This window comes from Streptomyces minutiscleroticus, from assembly GCF_014650875.1.
GTDB classification, from domain to species: Bacteria; Actinomycetota; Actinomycetes; order Streptomycetales; family Streptomycetaceae; genus Streptomyces; species Streptomyces minutiscleroticus.
In genome coordinates this window covers 67,614-86,060 of sequence record NZ_BMVU01000029.1, presented here as the reverse complement: position 1 = coordinate 86,060, position 18,447 = coordinate 67,614, and the positions used below count along the sequence as shown (strand labels likewise).

Genomic DNA, 18,447 nt, shown 5'->3' with positions numbered 1-18,447 from the left:
GGTGGGGTCGGGGGGCGAAAGGGCCGCGGTACCGGCGGCCGGCGGTGCGCCGGGCGGCTACCGGGCGCGGTTGAGCGTCTGCAGGGCGGCCTTGAGCAACTGGCCCACCTGGGGCGTCCCCCCGGACGCCTCGGCCCGGGGGGCCACGGCGGCGACGGCCTCGTCGGCCTCGCGGGTGGCGTAGCCGAGGCCGATGAGCGCGGCGTGCAGCTGGTCGCGCCAGCCGGCCGTGACGGCCGTGCCGACGGCCGGGCCGCCCGTGCCCAGCGGCTCGCCGAGCCGGTCCTTCAGTTCGAGGAGCAGCTTCTGGGCGCCCTTCTTGCCGATGCCGGGGACCGCCGTGAGCGCTTTCTCGTCGCCGGTGGAGACGGCGCGGCGCAGTGCGTCGGGGCTGTGCACGGAGAGCATCGCCTGGGCCAGGCGCGGGCCGACGCCGCTCGCGGTCTGCAGCAGCTCGAAGACCTGGCGCTCGTCGTCGTCGGCGAAGCCGTACAGGGTGAGCGAGTCCTCGCGCACGACGAGGGAGGTGGCGAGCCGGGCCTGCTGGCCGGTGCGCAGCCCGGAGAGGGTGCCCGGGGTGCACTGGACGGCGATGCCGACGCCGCCGACCTCGACCACCGCGGAGTCGGGGGCGAGCGCGGCGACCGGGCCGCTGACGAAGGCGATCATCGGGGAACCTTTCGGACTGATGCACGGGCGGTGCTCCGGGCGGTGCGGTGGGCGGCCTGCGCCTGCTGCAGCCGGTTCAGGGCGGGAGCGCGCCAGATGTGGCAGATGGCGAGGGCCAGGGCGTCCGCGGCGTCGGCGGGCTTCGGCGGCGCGTCGAGCCGGAGCAGACGGGTGACCATGGCGCCCACCTGGGCCTTGTCGGCGCGGCCGCTGCCGGTGACGGCGGCCTTGACCTCGCTGGGCGTGTGCAGCGCGACGGGGATGCCGCGGCGGGAGGCGCAGAGGATGGCGACGGCGCTGGCCTGGGCGGTGCCCATCACCGTCCGTACGTTGTGCTGGCTGAAGACGCGCTCCACCGCGACGTACTCGGGCCGGTGCTCGTCCAGCCAGCGCTCGATGCCCTGCTCGACGGCGACGAGGCGGTGGCCGAGGTCGGCGTCCGCGGGCGTGCGGACGACTCCGACGCCGAGCATGGCCAGCGGCCGTCCGGCCACGCCCTCGACGACGCCGACACCGCACCGGGTCAGTCCCGGGTCCACCCCCAGCACGCGCACGCGCACCCTCCTTCGATCACCCTTTCGTGCAGGCTATCCGCTGCCACCGACAATGCCGGAGGGCCGGCGGGACGTGTCCCGCCGGCCCTCCGGAAAGCGCGCGCCCGCGACGTCAGGCGTCGACCTTCTCCATGACCTCGTCGGAGACGTCGAAGTTGGCGAAGACGTTCTGCACGTCGTCGCTGTCCTCCAGGGCGTCGATCAGCTTGAAGATCTTCCTGGCGCCCTCCTCGTCCAGCTCGACCTGCATGGTCGGGACGAAGTTGGCCTCGGCCGAGTCGTAGTCGATGCCGGCGTCCTGCAGGGCGGTGCGGACCGCGACCAGGTCGGTGGCCTCGCTGAGCACCTCGAAGGTCTCGCCCAGGTCGTTGACCTCCTCGGCGCCCGCGTCGAGCACGGCGCCCAGGACGTCGTCCTCGGACAGCTCGCCCTTGGGGACGATCACGACGCCCTTGCGGTTGAACAGGTACGACACCGAACCCGGGTCGGCCATCGAGCCGCCGTTGCGGGTCATGGCGACGCGGACGTCGGAGGCGGCGCGGTTGCGGTTGTCGGTGAGGCACTCGATGAGCACCGCGACGCCGTTCGGGCCGTAGCCCTCGTACATGATCGTCTCGTAGTCGGCGCCGCCGGCCTCCAGGCCGCCGCCGCGCTTGATCGCCGAGTCGATGTTCTTGTTCGGGACCGACTGCTTCTTCGCCTTCTGAACGGCGTCGTAGAGCGTCGGGTTGCCGTCCAGGTCGACGCCGCCCATCCGGGCCGCGACCTCGATGTTCTTGATCAGCTTCGCGAAGAGCTTGCCGCGCTTGGCGTCGATCACGGCCTTCTTGTGCTTCGTCGTAGCCCATTTAGAGTGGCCGGACATCTGCCTGTCTCCTTCGCGTAACCCATCTCTGTACGGACGCCCCCAGTACTGTGCGAGTCCTGGAGGTAACCCCGGAGATCCTACAAGGACTCGGGTGTCCGGTTCGCGCGCGCCATGGCGACGAACACCGCGTGCACGCGGTGGTCGCCCGTCAGCTCCGGGTGGAACGACGTGGCGAGCGCGTTGCCCTGGCGTACGGCGACGATGTGGCCGTCGTGCTCGGCGAGCACCTCGGCCCCGGCGCCGACCGACTCCACCCAGGGGGCGCGGATGAAGACGCCCTCCACAGGATCGCCCGGAACGCCCTTCACGTCGACCGCCGCCTCGAAGGACTCGTTCTGGCGGCCGAAGGCGTTGCGGCGCACGATCATGTCGATGCCGCCGACGGTCTCCTGCCCCGAGCGCGGGTCGAGGATCTTGTCGGCGAGCATGATCATGCCCGCGCAGGTCCCGTAGACCGGCATGCCGTCCCGCACGCGCGCGCGGAGGGGCTCCATCACTCCGAAGAGGACGGCCAGCTTGGAGATGGTGGTGGACTCGCCGCCGGGGATGACCAGGCCGTCCACCGCGGCGAGTTCCTCGGGGCGCCGCACCGCCCTGGCCACGGCGTCGGCCGCGGCCAGGGCGACGAGGTGCTCCCGTACGTCGCCCTGGAGGGCCAGGACGCCTATGACGGGGTTCTCGTTCGTCATGGGGTGCTCACCAGCCGCGGTTGGCGTAGCGCTCGGTCTCGGGGAGGGTGTCGCAGTCGATGCCGACCATGGCCTCGCCGAGGTTGCGGGACGCGTCCGCGACGACCTTGGGGTCGTCGTAGAAGGTGGTGGCCTTCACGATGGCGGCGGCGCGCTTGGCCGGGTCGCCGGACTTGAAGATGCCGGAGCCGACGAAGACGCCCTCGGCGCCCAGCTGACGCATCAGCGCGGCGTCGGCGGGGGTCGCGACACCGCCGGCCGAGAAGAGGACGACCGGCAGCTTGCCCAGCTCGGCGACCTCCTTGACCAGCTCGTACGGGGCGCGCAGCTCCTTGGCGGCGGCGTACAGCTCGTGGTTGTCGAAGCCGCGCAGCCGCGCGATCTCGTTCTTGATCTGGCGCAGGTGGCGCACGGCCTCGACGACGTTGCCGGTGCCGGCCTCGCCCTTGGAGCGGATCATGGCCGCGCCCTCGGCGATGCGGCGCAGGGCCTCGCCGAGGTTGGTGGCGCCGCAGACGAAGGGGGTGGTGAAGGCCCACTTGTCGGAGTGGTTGACCTCGTCGGCCGGGGTGAGGACCTCGGACTCGTCGATGTAGTCGACGCCGAGCGACTGCAGCACCTGGGCCTCGACGAAGTGGCCGATGCGGGACTTGGCCATGACCGGGATCGAGACGGCCTCGATGATGCCCTCGATCATGTCCGGGTCGGACATCCGGGCCACGCCGCCGTCCTTGCGGATGTCGGCGGGGACCCGCTCCAGGGCCATGACGGCGACGGCGCCCGCGTCCTCGGCGATCTTCGCCTGCTCCGGCGTGACGACGTCCATGATCACGCCGCCCTTGAGCTGCTCGGCCATGCCGCGCTTGACGCGCGCGGTGCCGGTCTCGGGGGCCTGGTTGCTGGAGAGCGTGCTGGACACGGGATGGACCTCACTCGGGGGAGAGAAGAGTTTCTGCGCCTTCGAGGAAACGCCCGAGGACCAGTCCACAACAAGGGCCAATGAGGAGCCGGTGGCTCGTTTTGCGGTGACGGCGGGTGGAAGCGGTGGCCCGACATGTACGGATGCGGGCGGCGGGGGTGCCGGGGAACGGGAGGCGACGCAGGCCACCGGGGCCGGCCCTTGTCCACGCACCGGGCCTGCGCCTGCCCCGCGAACCGGGCCGGCGCCCGTCCCGCGTGCCGGGGCCGTGCCGCGTATCGGGTCGACGCCCGGCCGCGTGCCGGGTCCGTGGCTGCCCTGCCCACTGAGCCATGGCCCTACCGTGTACCGGGCCCGCGCCCGTCCCGCGTGCCGGGTCTTCGTGCCGTCCTTCGGGCCTACGTTCCGGTCGGGCGGTCCACCAGGGCCGCCGGCGGCTCGTCGTCCATCTCGAAGGCCATGGGGAACGGCGCGTGCCCGGCCAGGCGGAACCAGCGCACCTTGCGGTGGCGGCGCAGGGCCCGGGCGGCCCGTACGGCGTCGTTGTGGAAGCGGCGGGCCATCGGGACGCGGCGCACCGCCTGCGCCAGTTCGCGCGCGGCGTCCTCGCCGCCGGGCGCCTCGCGCACCGCCTCGACCTGCTGGGCCTCGGCGAAGACGGCGCGCAGCGCCTGGCTCAGCTCGCTCTCGGCGACCTCGCGCTGCTCCTCCTCGGCCTGCCGGGCCGCGTGCGCCGCCTCGTAGAGCACGATCGACGCGGCCGGGTCGAGCACTCCGGAGGTGGCCAGCTCCTGTGCGACCGAGGCGCGGCGCAGGAGCTGCGCGTCCAGGGCGGCGCGCGCCGCGTCGATCCGGGCGTGCAGCCGGTCGAGGCGCCCCGCGGTCCAGCTCAGGTAGAGGCCGATCGCCACGAGGGCGACCACGATCCAGATCAAGGTGGAGGTCACGGGCGCACAGGCTACCGGTGCCGCGCGCGGCGCCCGGAGCCGCGCCGGGGCGGGCGTGTGACTGCTCGCCGGGGCGCGCGGTCACACGCCTGGCACGCCTGGCCCAGCCCCCGCTCCGGACCCGGCTTCGGAACCGGCCCCTGCCCCGGTGACCTGACTCGGCCCCGGCCCCCTGCTCAGGGACCTGCCTCCGGTCCCGGCCCCCGCTCCCGCCCCGGGTCCCGGCCGGGCGAAGGCCCCGCCCGGCGCTCGGCCGGGCGGCGGCGCCGCGCGCCGCACCCGGTGGGCGAAGGCCGCGACGCCGCCCCGCTCAGTCCCGCGCCAGTCCGAACCGCGCCCGCAGCCCGAGGCCCGTGCGCTCGTCGGCGGCCACCGCCGCCGTGCCGTCCGTCACCGTCTCGTAGACGGAGAGGATGTCGGCGCCGACCGTGGACCAGTCGAAGCGGCGCACGTGCGCGCTGCCCCGCTCGCGCAGCTCCTCGCGGCGCGCCGGGTCGCCCAGGAGGCGTACGGCCGCCGCGGCCAGCGCGTCGGCGTCCTCGTTGGCGAACAGTTCGCCCGCCGCGCCCTGGTCCAGGACCTGGGCGAAGGCGTCGAGGTCGGAGGCGAGCACCGGGGCTCCGGCCGACATCGCCTCGACCAGGATGATGCCGAAGCTCTCGCCGCCGGTGTTGGGCGCCACGTACAGGTCGACGCTGCGCAGCAGGCGCGCCTTGTCCTCGTCGCTGACCATGCCGAGGAACTCCACGCTCCCGCGCATCCGCTCGGGCAGGCCCTCCACGGCCTCCTCCTCGTCGCCGCGCCCGGCGACCAGCAGCCGCGTGCCCGGCCGCTCGGCCAGGATCTTCGGCAGCGCCCGCATCAGGACCGGCAGTCCCTTGCGGGGTTCGTCGATGCGGCCTATGAAGCCGATCGTGCCGCCCGCGCGGTCGGCGGTGACGCCGCGCGCCTCCTCCGACCGCCACTCGGGGCGGGGCTTGGCCGCGGCGAAGAAGTCGACGTCGACGCCGTTCGGGATGACCACCGCGTCGCCGCCGAGGTGCTCGACGAGGGTGCGCCGCGCGTACTCGCTCACCGCGATCCGCGCGCTGATCTTCTCCAGGGCGGGCTGCAGGATCGGGTACGCGGCGATCATCGCGCGCGAGCGCGGGTTGGAGGTGTGGAAGGTGGCGACGATCGGGCCCTGCGCGGCCCAGCAGGCCAGCAGGCCGAGGGAGGGCGAGGCCGGCTCGTGGATGTGGATCACGTCGAACGTGCCGTCGTGCAGCCAGCGCCGCACCCGGGCCGCGCTGAGGAAGCCGAAGTTCAGCCGGGCCACCGACCCGTTGTAGGGCACGGGCACCGCGCGGCCGGCCGAGACCACGTACGGCGGCAGCGGGGTGTCGTCGTCCGCCGGGGCGAGCACGGACACCTCGTGGCCGAGGCGGATGAGGTGGTCCGCCAGGTCGCGGATGTGGAACTGGACGCCGCCCGGCACGTCCCAGGAGTACGGACAGACGATGCCGATCCTCACGGTCCCTCCCCTGCGCCGCGCCGGGGGCGGGGTTCGAGGTCGGCGAGCCACAGCCGCTGGAGCATGTGCCAGTCCTCCGGATGGTCGGCGATTCCCGAGGCGAAGGCGTCGGCCAGCGCCTGTGTCATGACAGACGTCTTCTCGGCGCGCGTACCTGACTCCGGCACGTCGACGGGCGGGTGCACCCGGCCCCGCATGACCGGCGAGTCGTCGAACCAGAGCGTCACCGGCAGCAGCACGGCGCCGGTGTGCTGGGCGAGCATGGCGGGGCCCGCGGGCATCCGCGCCGGCTCGCCGAAGAAGTCGACCTCCACGCCGGAGGACGACAGGTCGCGGTCGGCGACCAGGCAGACCAGGCCGCCGTCGCGCAGCCGCCGGGCCAGCGTGCCGAACGCGCTGGCGCCGCTGTGCGGCAGCACCTCCATGCCGAGGCCCTCGCGGTAGGCGACGAACCGGTCGTAGAGCGTCTCGGGCTTCAGCCGCTCGGCGACCGTCGTGAAGGGGATCTTCAGCTCGGTGGTGAGCCAGGCGCCCGCGAGGTCCCAGTTGGCCAGGTGCGGCAGGGCGACCACGACGCCCTTGCCGGCGGCGAGCCCTTCGGTCAGGTGGTGCAGGCCCTTGACGGTGAGGCCGTTCCTGATCCGCTCCTCGCTCCAGGAGGGCAGCCGGAAGGACTCCATCCAGTAGCGCAGGTACGAGCGCATGCCGGCCCGGGACAGCTCGGCGAGCCGCTCGGGGGACGCGCCGGGCACCACGCGCGCGTAGTTGGACTCCATGCGCAGGACGCCCTGGCCGCGCCGCTTCCAGGCGGCGTCGGCGATGGTGCGGCCCAGGCGCACGGCGGCCGGTTCGGGCAGCCTCCTGACGGTGCTCCAGCCCAGGCCGTACAGCCCGTCGGTGAGCCGGTCGCGGACACCGCTCACGAGGCGGCCCCGCTGCCGTGCCCGGCGGCCTCGGCCTCCGCCTCGGCGGACTCGCGGCGCACCGTCACCACGCGCTGGATCAGCGTGACCAGGCTGCCGACCGCGACGATCCACAGGGCGACGGGCAGCAGGTACTGGATGCCGGGGACGCCGAACTCGTGCAGGCCCGCGAAGCCGGCCGCGACCAGGGAGATCACGAGTCTCTCGGCGCGCTCCACCAGGCCGTTGACCGCCACGGGCAGACCGATCGACTCGCCGCGCGCCTTGGTGTAGGACACGACCTGGCCGCTGGCGAGGCAGAAGATGGACACCGCGCACAGGACGTTGTCGTCGCCGCCGCCCGCGTACCACAGGGCGAAGCCGCCGAAGATGGCGCCGTCGGCGACCCGGTCGAGCGTGGAGTCCAGGAAGGCGCCCCAGCGGCTGGAGCGGCCGAGCTGGCGGGCCATGTTGCCGTCGACGAGGTCCGAGAACACGAAGAGCGTGATGACGACCGTGCCCCAGAAGAACTCGCCCCGGGGGTAGAAGACCAGCGCGCCCGCCACGACCCCGGCGGTGCCGATGAGCGTGACCGTGTCGGGGCTGACCCCCCGGCGGATGAGAAACGTGGCGAACGGCGTGAGGACACGCGTGAAGAATGCACGCGCGTACTTGTTCAGCATGGCCTTCCCGACGGTCGGTGCGCCGCGTGGCCCCTGCTGGCCACCGGCTGGCCCATGGTAGCCACGAGGGCCCGCGCGCGACGGGCGGGCACCCGGACCCCCGTGTCACCCTTCGGCGGCGCCGGGGTCACGGCGCGATCGCGCCCGGCGCACCACGGCACGGGAGCGCGTCCGCCGGGTCGCGCCGTGGACGCGTCCGCCGTATGGACGCACCGTGACGCGAGTGCAAAGCTCGATGGCACCGCGGGCGCCGCCGAAGCCGCCGCCGGGACACCCGGGCGACAGCCCGGTCCGGGCTTCCGCGTGTCCGCGCCCCCAGCGACCTCACCGTGTACGGGAGGCAAGGACATGGGCGACAAGGCGAACGCACATCCTGGAGCCGCCGGCAGGGCGGCGGCGGCCGACCACCCCGCGTCCGTACGGAATGTGGTGCTGGTCGGCCACAGCGGAGCGGGCAAGACGACCCTGGTGGAGGCCCTCGCGCTGACCGCGGGGGCGGTGAACCGGGCGGGCCGCGTGGAGGACGGCGGCACCGTCTCCGACTACGACGAGATCGAGCACCGCCAGCAGCGCTCCGTGCAGCTGTCCCTGGTGCCCGTCGAATGGGACGGATACAAGGTCAATCTCCTGGACACTCCCGGATACGCCGACTTCGTCGGGGAGTTGAGGGCCGGTCTACGGGCGGCGGACGCGGCCCTCTTCGTCGTCTCGGCCGCGGACGGGGTGGACGGCTCGACCCGCATGGTGTGGGAGGAGTGCGCGGCGGTGGGCATGCCGCGCGCGATCGTGGTCACGCACCTGGAGGCCGCCCGGGCGGACTTCGAGGAGATGACGCGGGTCTGCGCGGCGGCGTTCGGCGGGGACGACCCCGACGCCGTGCTGCCGCTGTACCTGCCGCTGCACGGGGCGCCGGGTCCCGACGGGCACGCGCCCGTGACCGGCCTGGTCGGACTGCTCACGCAGCGGTTGTTCGACTACTCCTCCGGGGAGCGCGTGGAGTCCGTGCCCGGTCCCGACCGGCTGCCGCTGATCGAGGAGGCCCGCAACCGGCTGATCGAGGGGATCATCGCCGAGAGCGAGGACGAGTCGCTCATGGACCGCTACCTCGGCGGCGAGGACATCGACGTCAAGACGCTGGTGCAGGACCTGGAGCGGGCGGTGGCCCATGGGGTCTTCTTCCCCGTGCTGGCCGCCGCGCCCGCCCCCGAGAACGCCCGCCAGGGGCTCGGCACGGTCGAGCTGCTGGAACTGGTCACCGGCGGCTTCCCGACCCCGCTGGAGCGCGAGGCGCCCGCGGTCACCGCGCCCGACGGCACCCCCCGCTCCGTACGGGCCTGCGACCCGGACGGGCCGCTGGTGGCCGAGGTGGTGAAGACGGCGTCCGACCCGTACGTGGGCCGGGTGTCCCTGGTGCGCGTCTTCTCCGGCACCCTGCGGCCCGACGAGACGGTGCACGTGGCCGGGCACGGCCCGGCGGAGCGCGGCGGCGGGAGGAGCGCGCTGCACCGGGCCGACGAGCGCGTCGGCGCGCTGTCCGCGCCGTTCGGCAAGGCACAGCGCACGCTGACCCACTGCATCGCGGGCGACCTGGCGTGCGTGGCGAAGCTCCACCGCGCCGAGACCGGCGACACCCTCTCCGCCAAGGACGACCCGCTGCTGATGGAGCCGTGGGAGATGCCCGACCCGCTGCTGCCGCTGGCCATCCGGGCGCACAGCAAGGCCGACGAGGACAAGCTGTCGCAGGGCCTGGCCCGGCTGGTCGCCGAGGACCCGACGATGCGCCTGGAGCAGAACCAGGACACCCACCAGGTGGTGCTGTGGTGCCTGGGCGAGGCGCACGCGGACGTCGCCCTGGAGCGGCTGCGCAGCCGGTACGGCGTGCAGGTGGACGTGGTCCCGCACAAGGTGTCCCTGCGCGAGACGTTCGCCGCCCGGGCCGCCGGGCGCGGCCGGCACGTCAAGCAGTCCGGCGGGCACGGCCAGTACGCGATCTGCGAGATCGAGGTGGAGCCGCTGCCGGGCGGCTCGGGCATCGAGTTCGTCGACAAGGTCGTCGGCGGCGCCGTGCCCCGGCAGTTCATCCCGTCCGTGGAGAAGGGCGTGCGCGCGCAGGCCGCGCGGGGCGTCGCCGCCGGGTACCCCCTGATCGACGTGCGGGTCACGCTGCTCGACGGCAAGGCGCACTCCGTGGACTCCTCCGACGCCGCCTTCCAGACGGCGGGCGCGCTCGCGCTGCGCGAGGCGGCCGCGGGCGCCCGCATCCACCTCCTGGAGCCGGTCGCCGAGGTGAGCGTCCTGGTCGGCGACGACTACGTGGGCGCAGTGATGAGCGACCTGTCCGGGCGGCGGGGCCGGGTCGTCGGCACCGAGCAGGCGGGCGGCGGCCGCACCCTCGTACGGGCCGAGGTCCCCGAGATCGAGATCGGCCGGTACGCGGTCGACCTGCGCTCCCTGTCGCACGGCACCGCCCGCTTCAGCAGGCGCTACGCCCGGCACGAGCCGATGCCGCCGCAGCTCGGCGAGAAGATCCGCCGGCAGGTGGAGGAGGGCGCGTAGGCGGGCGGCGGCCGAGCATCGGACTATGCGCCTCCGCACCGGCGGGCGGCTTCGGCCGTCCGCCGGTGCGCGCCGGTGCCGCCCGGCTACGCTGAGAACCTGATCAGGACGATGACCTGATCAACAGGTGTGCGGGGCACGGAAGTCGGGAAGGCCGCAAAGCGAAGCACGGCGGCGATGGGGGCGGGAGTGGCGGACGAAGGATTCGATTTCAGCCCGGGGGCCCAGGTCCCCCTTGCCGGGGCGGCGGGCCAGACGGCGGCGACGTACGCCCTGGCCTCGGCGGCGTACCGGGACAACGACGTCGACGAGATCCTCAAGGCCAACAACGAGTGGCACCAGTCGGCCGTCACCCCGGGCCGCGCCTGGGGCACGATCTTCGCGCCGAACCTGGGCGAGGCGTTCTCGCGGGCCGTGCAGGTGCGGATGCTGGGCGGCGGCCGCAATCCGCTGATCCAGTCCTTCGGCATGGACCCGCAGGTCGTCGTCGAGCACTGCCTGGCGGCCAACCACATCCGCAAGGAGCGCGACAGCTGGCTGACGGCCGTCTTCGTGCTCTGCGGCCTGATCTTCCTGCCCGGCCTGCTCGTCTGGCTGCTGGTCTTCCAGATCCGCCGGACGATCGCCAAGGCCACGGACAAGCGCGCCTCCGCCCTGGGCACCACGCTGCTGGTGGCCGTGGGCGCGCTGGCGGTGCTCTTCCTGCTCAAGATGCCGTTCGACGGCTTCTGGGGCTGGTACGCGCGCGCGGCGGTCGTCGCGCCGGTCGTCGGCTGGTTCTGGGCCAAGCGCATCTGCGAGCGCACGGCACGCGACCTGCGCGAGCGCTGGACCGCCCTGCTCTCGGGCGGCGGCCTCGGCGCCAAGGTCCCGGAGGCCGTGCCCGGCAGCCCCGGCGAGTCCGCGGCCGAGCGGCTGCGGCAGGGCCTGGCCCGGCTGTCGGCCGAGCAGCAGTCCAACTCCGCCTTCTACGCGGGCCCCAAGGGCATCCTCGGCATGGGGACGCGCTGGGGCAGCTGGCAGCTGGCCGAGGACCTGGTGCCCGCCGAGGCGGGCAAGGAGATCCACCCCTTCCGCAGCTGGGACGTCATCCGCTCCATCCAGGACCAGCTGCGGATGCTGGAGCGCGGCCCCCTCAACACCGGCGGCTTCCCCAAGCCCTCGATCCGCAACTGGGTCGTCACGCCCATCGGGGAGAACGCCAAGTCGGTGTCCCGGCCGAGCGGTACGGACGTGGACGCGTACCAGGTCAAGACGCACGCGATCCAGGAGATCTGCAACAAGCAGCAGTTCGGCAGCGGTGACCGGCACTACCTGGGCGTCCAGTGGACGCTCTGGGACGGCCAGCTGATCATCACCATGATGATCACCGTGACCGTGCTGCACGAGACGCTGCGCATCGAGGTCACGGGCCACGCCCTCGGCCCCGTGCACTCCCTGTTCACCACCAAGCCGGCGGCCAAGACCAAGACGGTCTCCAAGACCGTGCGGTTCTGGGAGACCAAGTCGGTGAACCTGCCGCTGGTCGACTCCGACGAGGTGGTCCGGCTCGCGGTGCGCGCGCCCTTCACCTGGTACCCGCCGATCCTGGACTGGCTCGGCGGCAAGCTGGTGCTGCCGGAGCCGTTCGGGCTGCGGCACGCCTGGGCGGACCAGCCGTGGCGGCACCGCTTCATGGCCGACGACGCGCTGCGCACCGCGACGCCGGTGCTGCGCGTGGTGCACGCCGCCGCGATCAAGGTCCTGAAGGAGAACGGCGTGGACACCGAGAAGTTCGGCGCCCGCTCGGCCTTCCTCAGCAGCGCGGTCCAGGACCCGACCCCGCGCAAGGCGGACGTCTACGACGCGTGACGCCTGCGGCCCGCACGGGCCGGGGGACACACGGGCCGGGGGCGTGCCGGACGTACACCGTCCGGCACGCCCCCTTCCGTGCTCCGCTACTCCGCCGACGCCGGCCAGGCGTCCGCGAGCATCTTGCGGGTGTCGGCCAGGAGCTGCGGGAGGACTCTGGTGTGGCCGACGACCGGCATGAAGTTGGTGTCGCCGCCCCACCGCGGCACGATGTGCTGGTGCAGGTGCGCGGCGATGCCCGCGCCCGCCACCGAACCCTGGTTCATGCCGATGTTGAAGCCGTGCGCGCCGGACGCCGTGCGCAGCGCCGTCATCGCCTGCTTGGTCAGCTCGGCGAGCTCGACGGTCTCCTCGGAGGTCAGGTCGGTGTAGTCGGCGACGTGCCGGTAGGGCACGACCATGAGGTGGCCGCCGTTGTACGGGTACAGGTTGAGCACCGCGTACACGTGCCGCCCGCGCCGGACGACGAGCCCGTCCTCGTCGGACTTGGCCGGGATCGAGCAGAACGGACAGCCGTCGGCGGCCCCGGGACCCGTGGGTTTGTTCTCCCCCTGGATGTACGCCATCCGGTGCGGCGTCCACAGGCGCTGGAACGCGTCCTGCGTCCCCACTCCGATCTGCTGTTCCGGCTCACTCGTCATGGGGTGCAGCATATGGCTTCGTCCCGGAAGACAGAGAAAGGCCCCCGGGGGTCACCCGGGGGCCTGAACCCCGCAGCGGCGGGGAGCACGTCGGCATCTGCCAGGTCCGGCCGATGGCGTCCGGATCATCCCCGCTCACGCGGGGAGCACGTCACACCTGCACGCGGCGCTCCACCACGTCGACGAGCTTGGCGATGGCCTGGTCCCGCGGGATGCCGTTCTCCTGCGACCCGTCCCGGTAGCGGAAGGACACCGTGCCCGCGTTCATGTCCTCGTCCCCGACGATGATCATGAAGGGGACCTTCTGCTTCTGGGCGTTCCTGATCTTCTTCTGCATCCGGTCCGAGGACGAGTCGACCTCGACCCGCAGACCCTTGCGCTTCGCCGCCGCGGCGAAGTCCTGCAGGTACTCCACGTGCGCGTCGCCGATCGGGATGCCGACCGCCTGCACGGGCGCCAGCCAGGCCGGGAAGGCGCCGGCGTAGTGCTCCAGGAGCACCGCGAAGAACCGCTCGATGGAGCCGAACAGGGCGCGGTGGATCATCACCGGGCGCTGCTTGGACCCGTCGGGGCCGGTGTACTCCAGGTCGAAGCGCTCCGGCAGGTTGAAGTCGAGCTGGACCGTCGACATCTGCCACGTACGACCGATCGCGTCGCGCGCCTGGACGGAGATCTTCGGCCCGTAGAAGGCGGCGCCGCCCGGGTCCGGGACCAGCGGCAGGCCCTGCTTCTCGGCCACCTGCCGCAGCGTCTCGGTGGCCTCCTCCCAGACCTCGTCGGAGCCGACGAACTTCTCCGGGTCCTTGGTGGACAGCTCCAGGTAGAAGTCGGTCAGGCCGTAGTCGCGCAGCAGGTTCAGGACGAAGGTGAGCGTCTTGTCGAGCTCGTCCGCCATCTGCTCGCGGGTGCAGTAGATGTGCGCGTCGTCCTGCGTGAAGCCGCGGGCACGGGTCAGGCCGTGCACGACGCCCGACTTCTCGTACCGGTACACGGTCCCGAACTCGAACAGGCGCAGCGGCAGCTCACGGTAGGAGCGCCCGCGCGCGTCGAAGATCAGGTTGTGCATCGGGCAGTTCATGGGCTTGAGGTAGTAGTCCACGCCCTCGTCGAGCTGCATGGGCGGGTACATGCCGTCGGCGTACCAGTCCAGGTGGCCCGAGGTCTCGAAGAGCTTCCCCTTGGTGGCGTGCGGGGTGTAGACGAACTCGTAGCCCTCCTCCTCGTGCCGGCGGCGCGAGTAGTCCTCCATGACCCGGCGGACGATGCCGCCCTTGGGGTGGAAGACGGCGAGGCCCGAGCCGATCTGGTCCGGGATGGAGAACAGGTCCAGTTCGTTGCCCAGCTTGCGGTGGTCGCGCTTCTCGGCCTCGGCGAGGAACTCCAGGTGCGCCTTCAGCTCGTCCTTCGACGGCCAGGCGGTGCCGTAGATGCGCTGGAGCATCGGGTTCTTCTCGCTGCCGCGCCAGTACGCGGCGGCGTTGCGCATCAGTTTGAAGGCCGGGATGTTCCGGGTGGTGGGCAGGTGCGGACCGCGGCAGAGGTCCTTCCAGCACAGCTCGCCGGTCTTGGCGTCGAGGTTGTCGTAGATCGTCAGCTCGCCGCCGCCGACCTCGACGTCCGCGCCGTCGTCGGAGGACGCGCCGCCCTTGAGGCCGATCAGCTCCAGCTTGTACGGCTCGTCGGCCAGCTCCTCGCGGGCGGCCTCGTCGGTCACCACGCGCCGGGAGAAGCGCTGGCCGCGCTTCTGGATCTCCTGCATCTTCTTCTCGATGCGCTTGAGGTCCTCAGGGGTGAAGGGCTTCTCCACGTCGAAGTCGTAGTAGAAGCCGTCCTTGACCGGCGGGCCGATGCCCAGCTTGGCCTCGGGGAACAGCTCCTGCACGGCCTGCGCCATCACGTGCGCGGTGGAGTGGCGCAGGATGTTCAGGCCGTCCTCGGAGGAGATCTCCACGGGCTCGACGGTCTCGCCGTCCTTCACCTCGTACGCGAGGTCCCTCAGCTCGCCGCCCACGCGGGCGGCGACGACGCTCCGCTCACCGGGGAAGAGGTCGGCGGCCGTAGTGCCCGTCGTCACCACGCGCTCTTCCCGCTCGGAATCGCGTTGGATGATCACACGGACGTCTGACACCGGTCTCTCCTGCCTGGAAGGGGGACGCGCACAGGTCGTGCTGCGCGCGCAGTACAGGCGATCGTACCGAGCCCGGGGCCGCCCCCGCGAAACGGTTCTCGCTCACTCCCCGTCGTCCGGCTCCCCGCCGTACTCCGGATGCTCCTGCAGCGACTTCGTCAGCCGGTCCCGCTCGGCCTCGTCCACCTGCACGGGAACCACCTCGCAGGCCCCGGTCAGCCGCCGGAAGCCGCCCCGGCTCTCCAGCCGCCCGCGCACCCGCACCGGCAGCCCGGACAGGTGCGCGTGGACGGCCGTACGGTACGCCTCCTCGTCGAGCGTCATCCGTACGTGCGGGATCTCGGCCCCGGCGATGACGCGCATCCGCACGGCGCCCGGCCCGCGCGCGCCCGCCCGGCGCAGCCGCACCACCGTCCCGGTGAGGTGGACCGGTACGGGCGGCTCCCCGCGCAGGTAGCGGGCGCCGGCCTCGCGCAGCGCGGGCAGGTCGCCGGGGGAGAACTCGACGGGCTCGGCGGGGGCGGCGCAGCCCTCGGGGACGCCCGCGGAGGGCGCCCATCCGACCGCGATCCGGGCTCCCTCGGTGCCGCGGACCAGGGCGACGATCGCCTCCGTCAGCTCGTGGCTGACGCCCGCCCCGACGGCCGCGTCGAAGGCGTCCGGGCTGCCGGTGGCCCGCCGGTAGTCGGTCGCCTCGCGGGCCGCGTACAGCGCCTGGTGGAGCCGGACCGCGAGCGGGCGGCCGGGGTCGACGGGCACGAACGCGGTGAGCCGACGCCCGCCGGGCGCGGGCCCGACCAGCACCTCCTCCAGGGACGCGGCGGCGGCCCTGCGGTGCCGGGCGCCGTAGTAGCCGGCCCGCGCGCGGGCGGCGAGGGCCGCGGCGAGCAGCATCCGGCGGGCGGCCGAGCGCAGCTCCTCCTCGACCGTCCAGGGCGCGGCGCCCGCGGGCCCGGACGGCACGTCGCGCCACCAGCGGATCTCGTCGCTGGGCACGGCGAGGCCGACCAGCACCTCGCGCGCGGAGGGCGTACCGCTGCGGGCGAGCGCCGTGAGCGCCTCGGCGAGCAGGTCCTCGCTGTCGGGGAAGGCGCGGCTCTCCGGCACGAGGAGGCTGACGCCGCCTCCGCCCGGGCCCGGCGGGGTCCAGCGGCCATAGCGTCCGGCGGCTCCGCCCCGGCGCCGCCAGCCGTGCCGGAGCAGCAGCGCGCCGAGCACGGCCGGGTCGACCCGGTCGGGGCACGGCGGCTGCTCCCAGGGGCCCGGCTCGTCGGCGGGGTGGGGCCGGGCGCCGCGCGGCGGTTCCTGCGTCGGGTGGTGGATCACGGTCTGCCTCCCGTCCCGACCCGCGTCATGATCTCGCAGAGCGCCCGGTCGTCGAAGATGCGCGAGGTCGGTATCCGCACGGTGGTCCTGCGCCGGCCCGTGACCGGGTGTCCGGCGAGGTTGGTCCAGTAGCAGCAGTGGCGCAGGTCGAGGCGGTCGTGGCCGGCGCGCAGCCAGTCGTCCTGCGACCGGGGCACGAGCATCACGACCAGTATTTTGTGCACCGTGACCGGCGTGCGGGCCAGCTTCGCCAGGTGGTCGTTGTCGAGCGTGAAGGAGAAGGCGGGCCCCGGCGGATCAGGAGGTATCTGGTAGGTGCACTTGAGCTGCACCTTGATGGTGACCTCGTCGTCGACCGTGTGCCCGGGGGCGCTGTGGCTGACGTGCCAGTCGATGCCGTTGTCCGGGAAGGGCTGGGACAGGGAGCAGCCGGCCGCGGCCGCGACGGCGTGCAGATAGCCCACCTGCAGTGTCTCCATGCAGGCGGTGGTGGCGAGCGTGCCGCGCTGCGGTGATGTCCGTCCGGGCAGCAGCCCGCCCCGCTCGGGCTGCGCGAGCTCCATCGTCCCACAGCCTTTCCCAGCCGGTGAATCCCCGTACGAGCCGCTGAACTGCGAAGACCCGTATCTGTGTTGTCTCCTTCCGGCGTACGGCGCAAACAGCCCGGGTATCACCGAATCGGGCAGGGGGCGGTACGCCGACTGCCGTGGGCGAACGAGGAGTTGGGTGCGTATGACGTGCTGGTACGAGGGCCCCCTGGCGGCGTTCGACACCGAGACCACGGGAGTGGACGTGGAGACCGACCGGATCGTGTCGGCCGCCGTCGTCGTCCAGCACGCCCCGGGCGACCGGCCGCTGGTGACCCGCTGGCTGGTGAACCCGGGGGTCCCGGTCCCCGCCGCGGCGACGGCGGTGCACGGACTGACGGAGGAGCGGCTGCGGCACGACGGCCGCTGGCCGTCGCCGGTGATGGAGGAGGTCGTGCGCAAGCTGGCCGAGCAGAGCGCGGCAGGGCGGCCGGTCGTGGTGATGAACGCGCCCTTCGACCTGACGCTCCTCGACCGGGAGTTGCGCCGCCACCGGGCCGCCGCCCTGGACCGCTGGTTCGAGACCGCGCCGCTGTGCGTGCTCGACCCGCGGGTGCTGGACAAGCACCTGGACCGCTACCGCAAGGGCCGCCGCACGCTCACCGACCTGTGCGCGCACTACGACGTGACGCTCGACGGGGCGCACGACGCGGGGGCGGACGCGCTGGCCGCGCTGGAGGTCGTCCGCGCGGTGGGGCGCCGCTTCGCCTCCCGCCTCGGGCGGCTGTCCCCGGCGGAGCTGCACACGCTGCAGGCCGTGTGGCACGCGGGGCAGGCGCGCGGCCTGCAGGCGTGGTTCGCGCGCAGCGGCTCGGAGGAGACGGTGGACCCGGCGTGGCCCCTGCGCCCGGGACTGCGGGCGGCCGCCTAGGCCCTCCGGCCGGGCACGGCCCCTCCGGCCGGGCCGGCTGAACGGCGTCCTCCGTACGGTCCGGTGTGCCGCCGGGCCGGGTCCGGGCACGCGAAAAGCCGGTCCGTCGGGAACGGACCGGCCTTCTCCGGGTGGGCGATACTGGGTTCGAACCAGTGACCTCTTCGGTGTGAACGAAGCGCTCTCCCACTGAGCTAATCGCCCGGGAACGCACTGAACCATACAGGTCCCGGCGCCCTCGGTTCAAACCGCGGCGCGGACCGCGCGCAGCCGGGCCGCCAGTCCGCGCCGTCCGGCGCGCATCATCAGGGCGTGGTTGGCGCGGAACAGCGGCCGTCCGGGCACGGCGAGGCGGCGCAGCAGCGGCTTGGCGACGTCGACCTCCTGGTCGTAGCGGACCAGGGTGCCGCGGGCGGCCGGGACGACCGTCCAGCGGGCCCGGCCGTCGAGGTCGCCGTCCATCGTGATCTGCAGGACCCCCGCGGCCGGGTCGCGCCGCTCCTCCCGCGCGGTGAACTCCAGGTCGTACGGGAGGAGCGAGCGGACGCGCAGCCTCCCGCTGCGGTCGTCGAGCCGGGTCACCTCGCGCACCTGGGGCCACCACCGCGGGTACGCCTCGACGTCGGCGAGGACGGCGTGGACGGCGGCGGGCGGTGCGGCGAGGGGCCACTCACTGTGGAAGCGGTAGTGCGTCCAGTCCATGCGGCGTGGGTGCCCCTCAGGGCGGCGCCCACGCCCCCCGA

Annotated in this window: 17 protein-coding genes and 1 tRNA gene; 3 read left to right on the top strand and 15 right to left on the bottom strand. The window is 73.3% G+C overall.

What is annotated here, in order from left to right; all coding sequences use genetic code 11:
* Positions 1-57 precede the first annotated feature (57 nt).
* From ruvA to pgsA, 9 genes are all read right to left on the bottom strand, one after another.
* Positions 58-669, bottom strand: a complete 612-nt coding sequence (gene ruvA / locus IE271_RS25320) for a Holliday junction branch migration protein RuvA (protein ID WP_190192728.1) — start codon at positions 667-669, stop codon at positions 58-60.
* Entirely contained in the window at positions 666-1,223 is a 558-nt protein-coding gene (ruvC, locus tag IE271_RS25315) for a crossover junction endodeoxyribonuclease RuvC (RefSeq protein WP_190192727.1), read from the bottom strand. Before ruvC ends, ruvA begins: the two co-directional genes overlap by 4 nt.
* A gap of 112 nt (positions 1,224-1,335) precedes the next feature.
* Complete coding sequence (locus tag IE271_RS25310; protein ID WP_190192726.1) at positions 1,336-2,088, bottom strand: YebC/PmpR family DNA-binding transcriptional regulator; 753 nt, start codon at positions 2,086-2,088, stop codon at positions 1,336-1,338.
* A gap of 80 nt (positions 2,089-2,168) precedes the next feature.
* Positions 2,169-2,780 carry a pyridoxal 5'-phosphate synthase glutaminase subunit PdxT gene (gene pdxT / locus IE271_RS25305; RefSeq protein WP_190192725.1) on the bottom strand — a complete coding sequence of 204 codons (612 nt, stop codon included), beginning with the start codon at positions 2,778-2,780 and terminating at the stop codon, positions 2,169-2,171.
* A 7-nt stretch (positions 2,781-2,787) separates the two neighbouring features.
* Complete coding sequence (pdxS, locus tag IE271_RS25300; protein ID WP_190192724.1) at positions 2,788-3,699, bottom strand: pyridoxal 5'-phosphate synthase lyase subunit PdxS; 912 nt, start codon at positions 3,697-3,699, stop codon at positions 2,788-2,790.
* Between the two features lie 398 nt (positions 3,700-4,097).
* A complete protein-coding gene (locus tag IE271_RS25295) occupies positions 4,098-4,646 on the bottom strand; it encodes a LemA family protein (RefSeq protein WP_190192723.1) in 549 nt (182 codons plus the stop codon).
* Between the two features lie 310 nt (positions 4,647-4,956).
* Positions 4,957-6,159, bottom strand: coding sequence for a glycosyltransferase family 4 protein (locus tag IE271_RS25290; RefSeq protein WP_190192722.1), 1,203 nt, complete (start codon positions 6,157-6,159; stop codon positions 4,957-4,959).
* Positions 6,156-7,082 (bottom strand): phosphatidylinositol mannoside acyltransferase, encoded by a 927-nt coding sequence (locus IE271_RS25285; protein ID WP_190192721.1) that lies wholly within the window; start codon positions 7,080-7,082, stop codon positions 6,156-6,158. Before IE271_RS25285 ends, IE271_RS25290 begins: the two co-directional genes overlap by 4 nt.
* Positions 7,079-7,744 carry a phosphatidylinositol phosphate synthase gene (pgsA, locus tag IE271_RS25280; RefSeq protein ID WP_190192720.1) on the bottom strand — a complete coding sequence of 222 codons (666 nt, stop codon included), beginning with the start codon at positions 7,742-7,744 and terminating at the stop codon, positions 7,079-7,081. Before pgsA ends, IE271_RS25285 begins: the two co-directional genes overlap by 4 nt.
* Before the next feature lie 348 nt (positions 7,745-8,092).
* On the opposite strand from pgsA, the gene IE271_RS25275 reads away from it, so the two are divergent.
* Complete coding sequence (locus IE271_RS25275; protein WP_190192719.1) at positions 8,093-10,300, top strand: elongation factor G-like protein EF-G2; 2,208 nt, start codon at positions 8,093-8,095, stop codon at positions 10,298-10,300.
* Between the two features lie 177 nt (positions 10,301-10,477).
* Entirely contained in the window at positions 10,478-12,151 is a 1,674-nt protein-coding gene (locus IE271_RS25270; RefSeq protein WP_190192718.1) for an AbeC-like domain-containing protein, read from the top strand.
* A gap of 86 nt (positions 12,152-12,237) precedes the next feature.
* Here the strand turns inward: IE271_RS25270 and IE271_RS25265 are convergent, their stop codons facing one another.
* The 4 genes from IE271_RS25265 to IE271_RS25250 form a co-directional block, all read right to left on the bottom strand.
* Positions 12,238-12,804, bottom strand: a complete 567-nt coding sequence (locus IE271_RS25265) for an HIT family protein (protein ID WP_190192717.1) — start codon at positions 12,802-12,804, stop codon at positions 12,238-12,240.
* Positions 12,805-12,943: 139 nt separating this feature from the next.
* The gene (thrS, locus tag IE271_RS25260) at positions 12,944-14,920 is read right to left on the bottom strand and encodes a threonine--tRNA ligase (protein WP_190192716.1); all 1,977 of its coding nucleotides are present in this window, start codon (positions 14,918-14,920) and stop codon (positions 12,944-12,946) included.
* Between the two features lie 102 nt (positions 14,921-15,022).
* Complete coding sequence (locus tag IE271_RS25255) at positions 15,023-16,246, bottom strand: hypothetical protein (RefSeq protein WP_190192715.1); 1,224 nt, start codon at positions 16,244-16,246, stop codon at positions 15,023-15,025.
* On the bottom strand, positions 16,243-16,809 hold the full coding sequence (locus IE271_RS25250) for a DUF4365 domain-containing protein (protein WP_190192714.1): 567 nt from the start codon (positions 16,807-16,809) through the stop codon (positions 16,243-16,245). Before IE271_RS25250 ends, IE271_RS25255 begins: the two co-directional genes overlap by 4 nt.
* Positions 16,810-16,978: 169 nt before the next feature.
* On the opposite strand from IE271_RS25250, the gene IE271_RS25245 reads away from it, so the two are divergent.
* Positions 16,979-17,704, top strand: coding sequence for a 3'-5' exonuclease (locus tag IE271_RS25245; RefSeq protein ID WP_190192713.1), 726 nt, complete (start codon positions 16,979-16,981; stop codon positions 17,702-17,704).
* Positions 17,705-17,836: 132 nt separating this feature from the next.
* On the opposite strand, the gene IE271_RS25240 is transcribed toward IE271_RS25245, so the two are convergent.
* Positions 17,837-17,908: transfer RNA gene (locus tag IE271_RS25240), tRNA-Val, on the bottom strand.
* Between the two features lie 39 nt (positions 17,909-17,947).
* A complete protein-coding gene (locus IE271_RS25235; protein WP_190192712.1) occupies positions 17,948-18,406 on the bottom strand; it encodes an SRPBCC family protein in 459 nt (152 codons plus the stop codon).
* Positions 18,407-18,447: the final 41 nt, after the last annotated feature.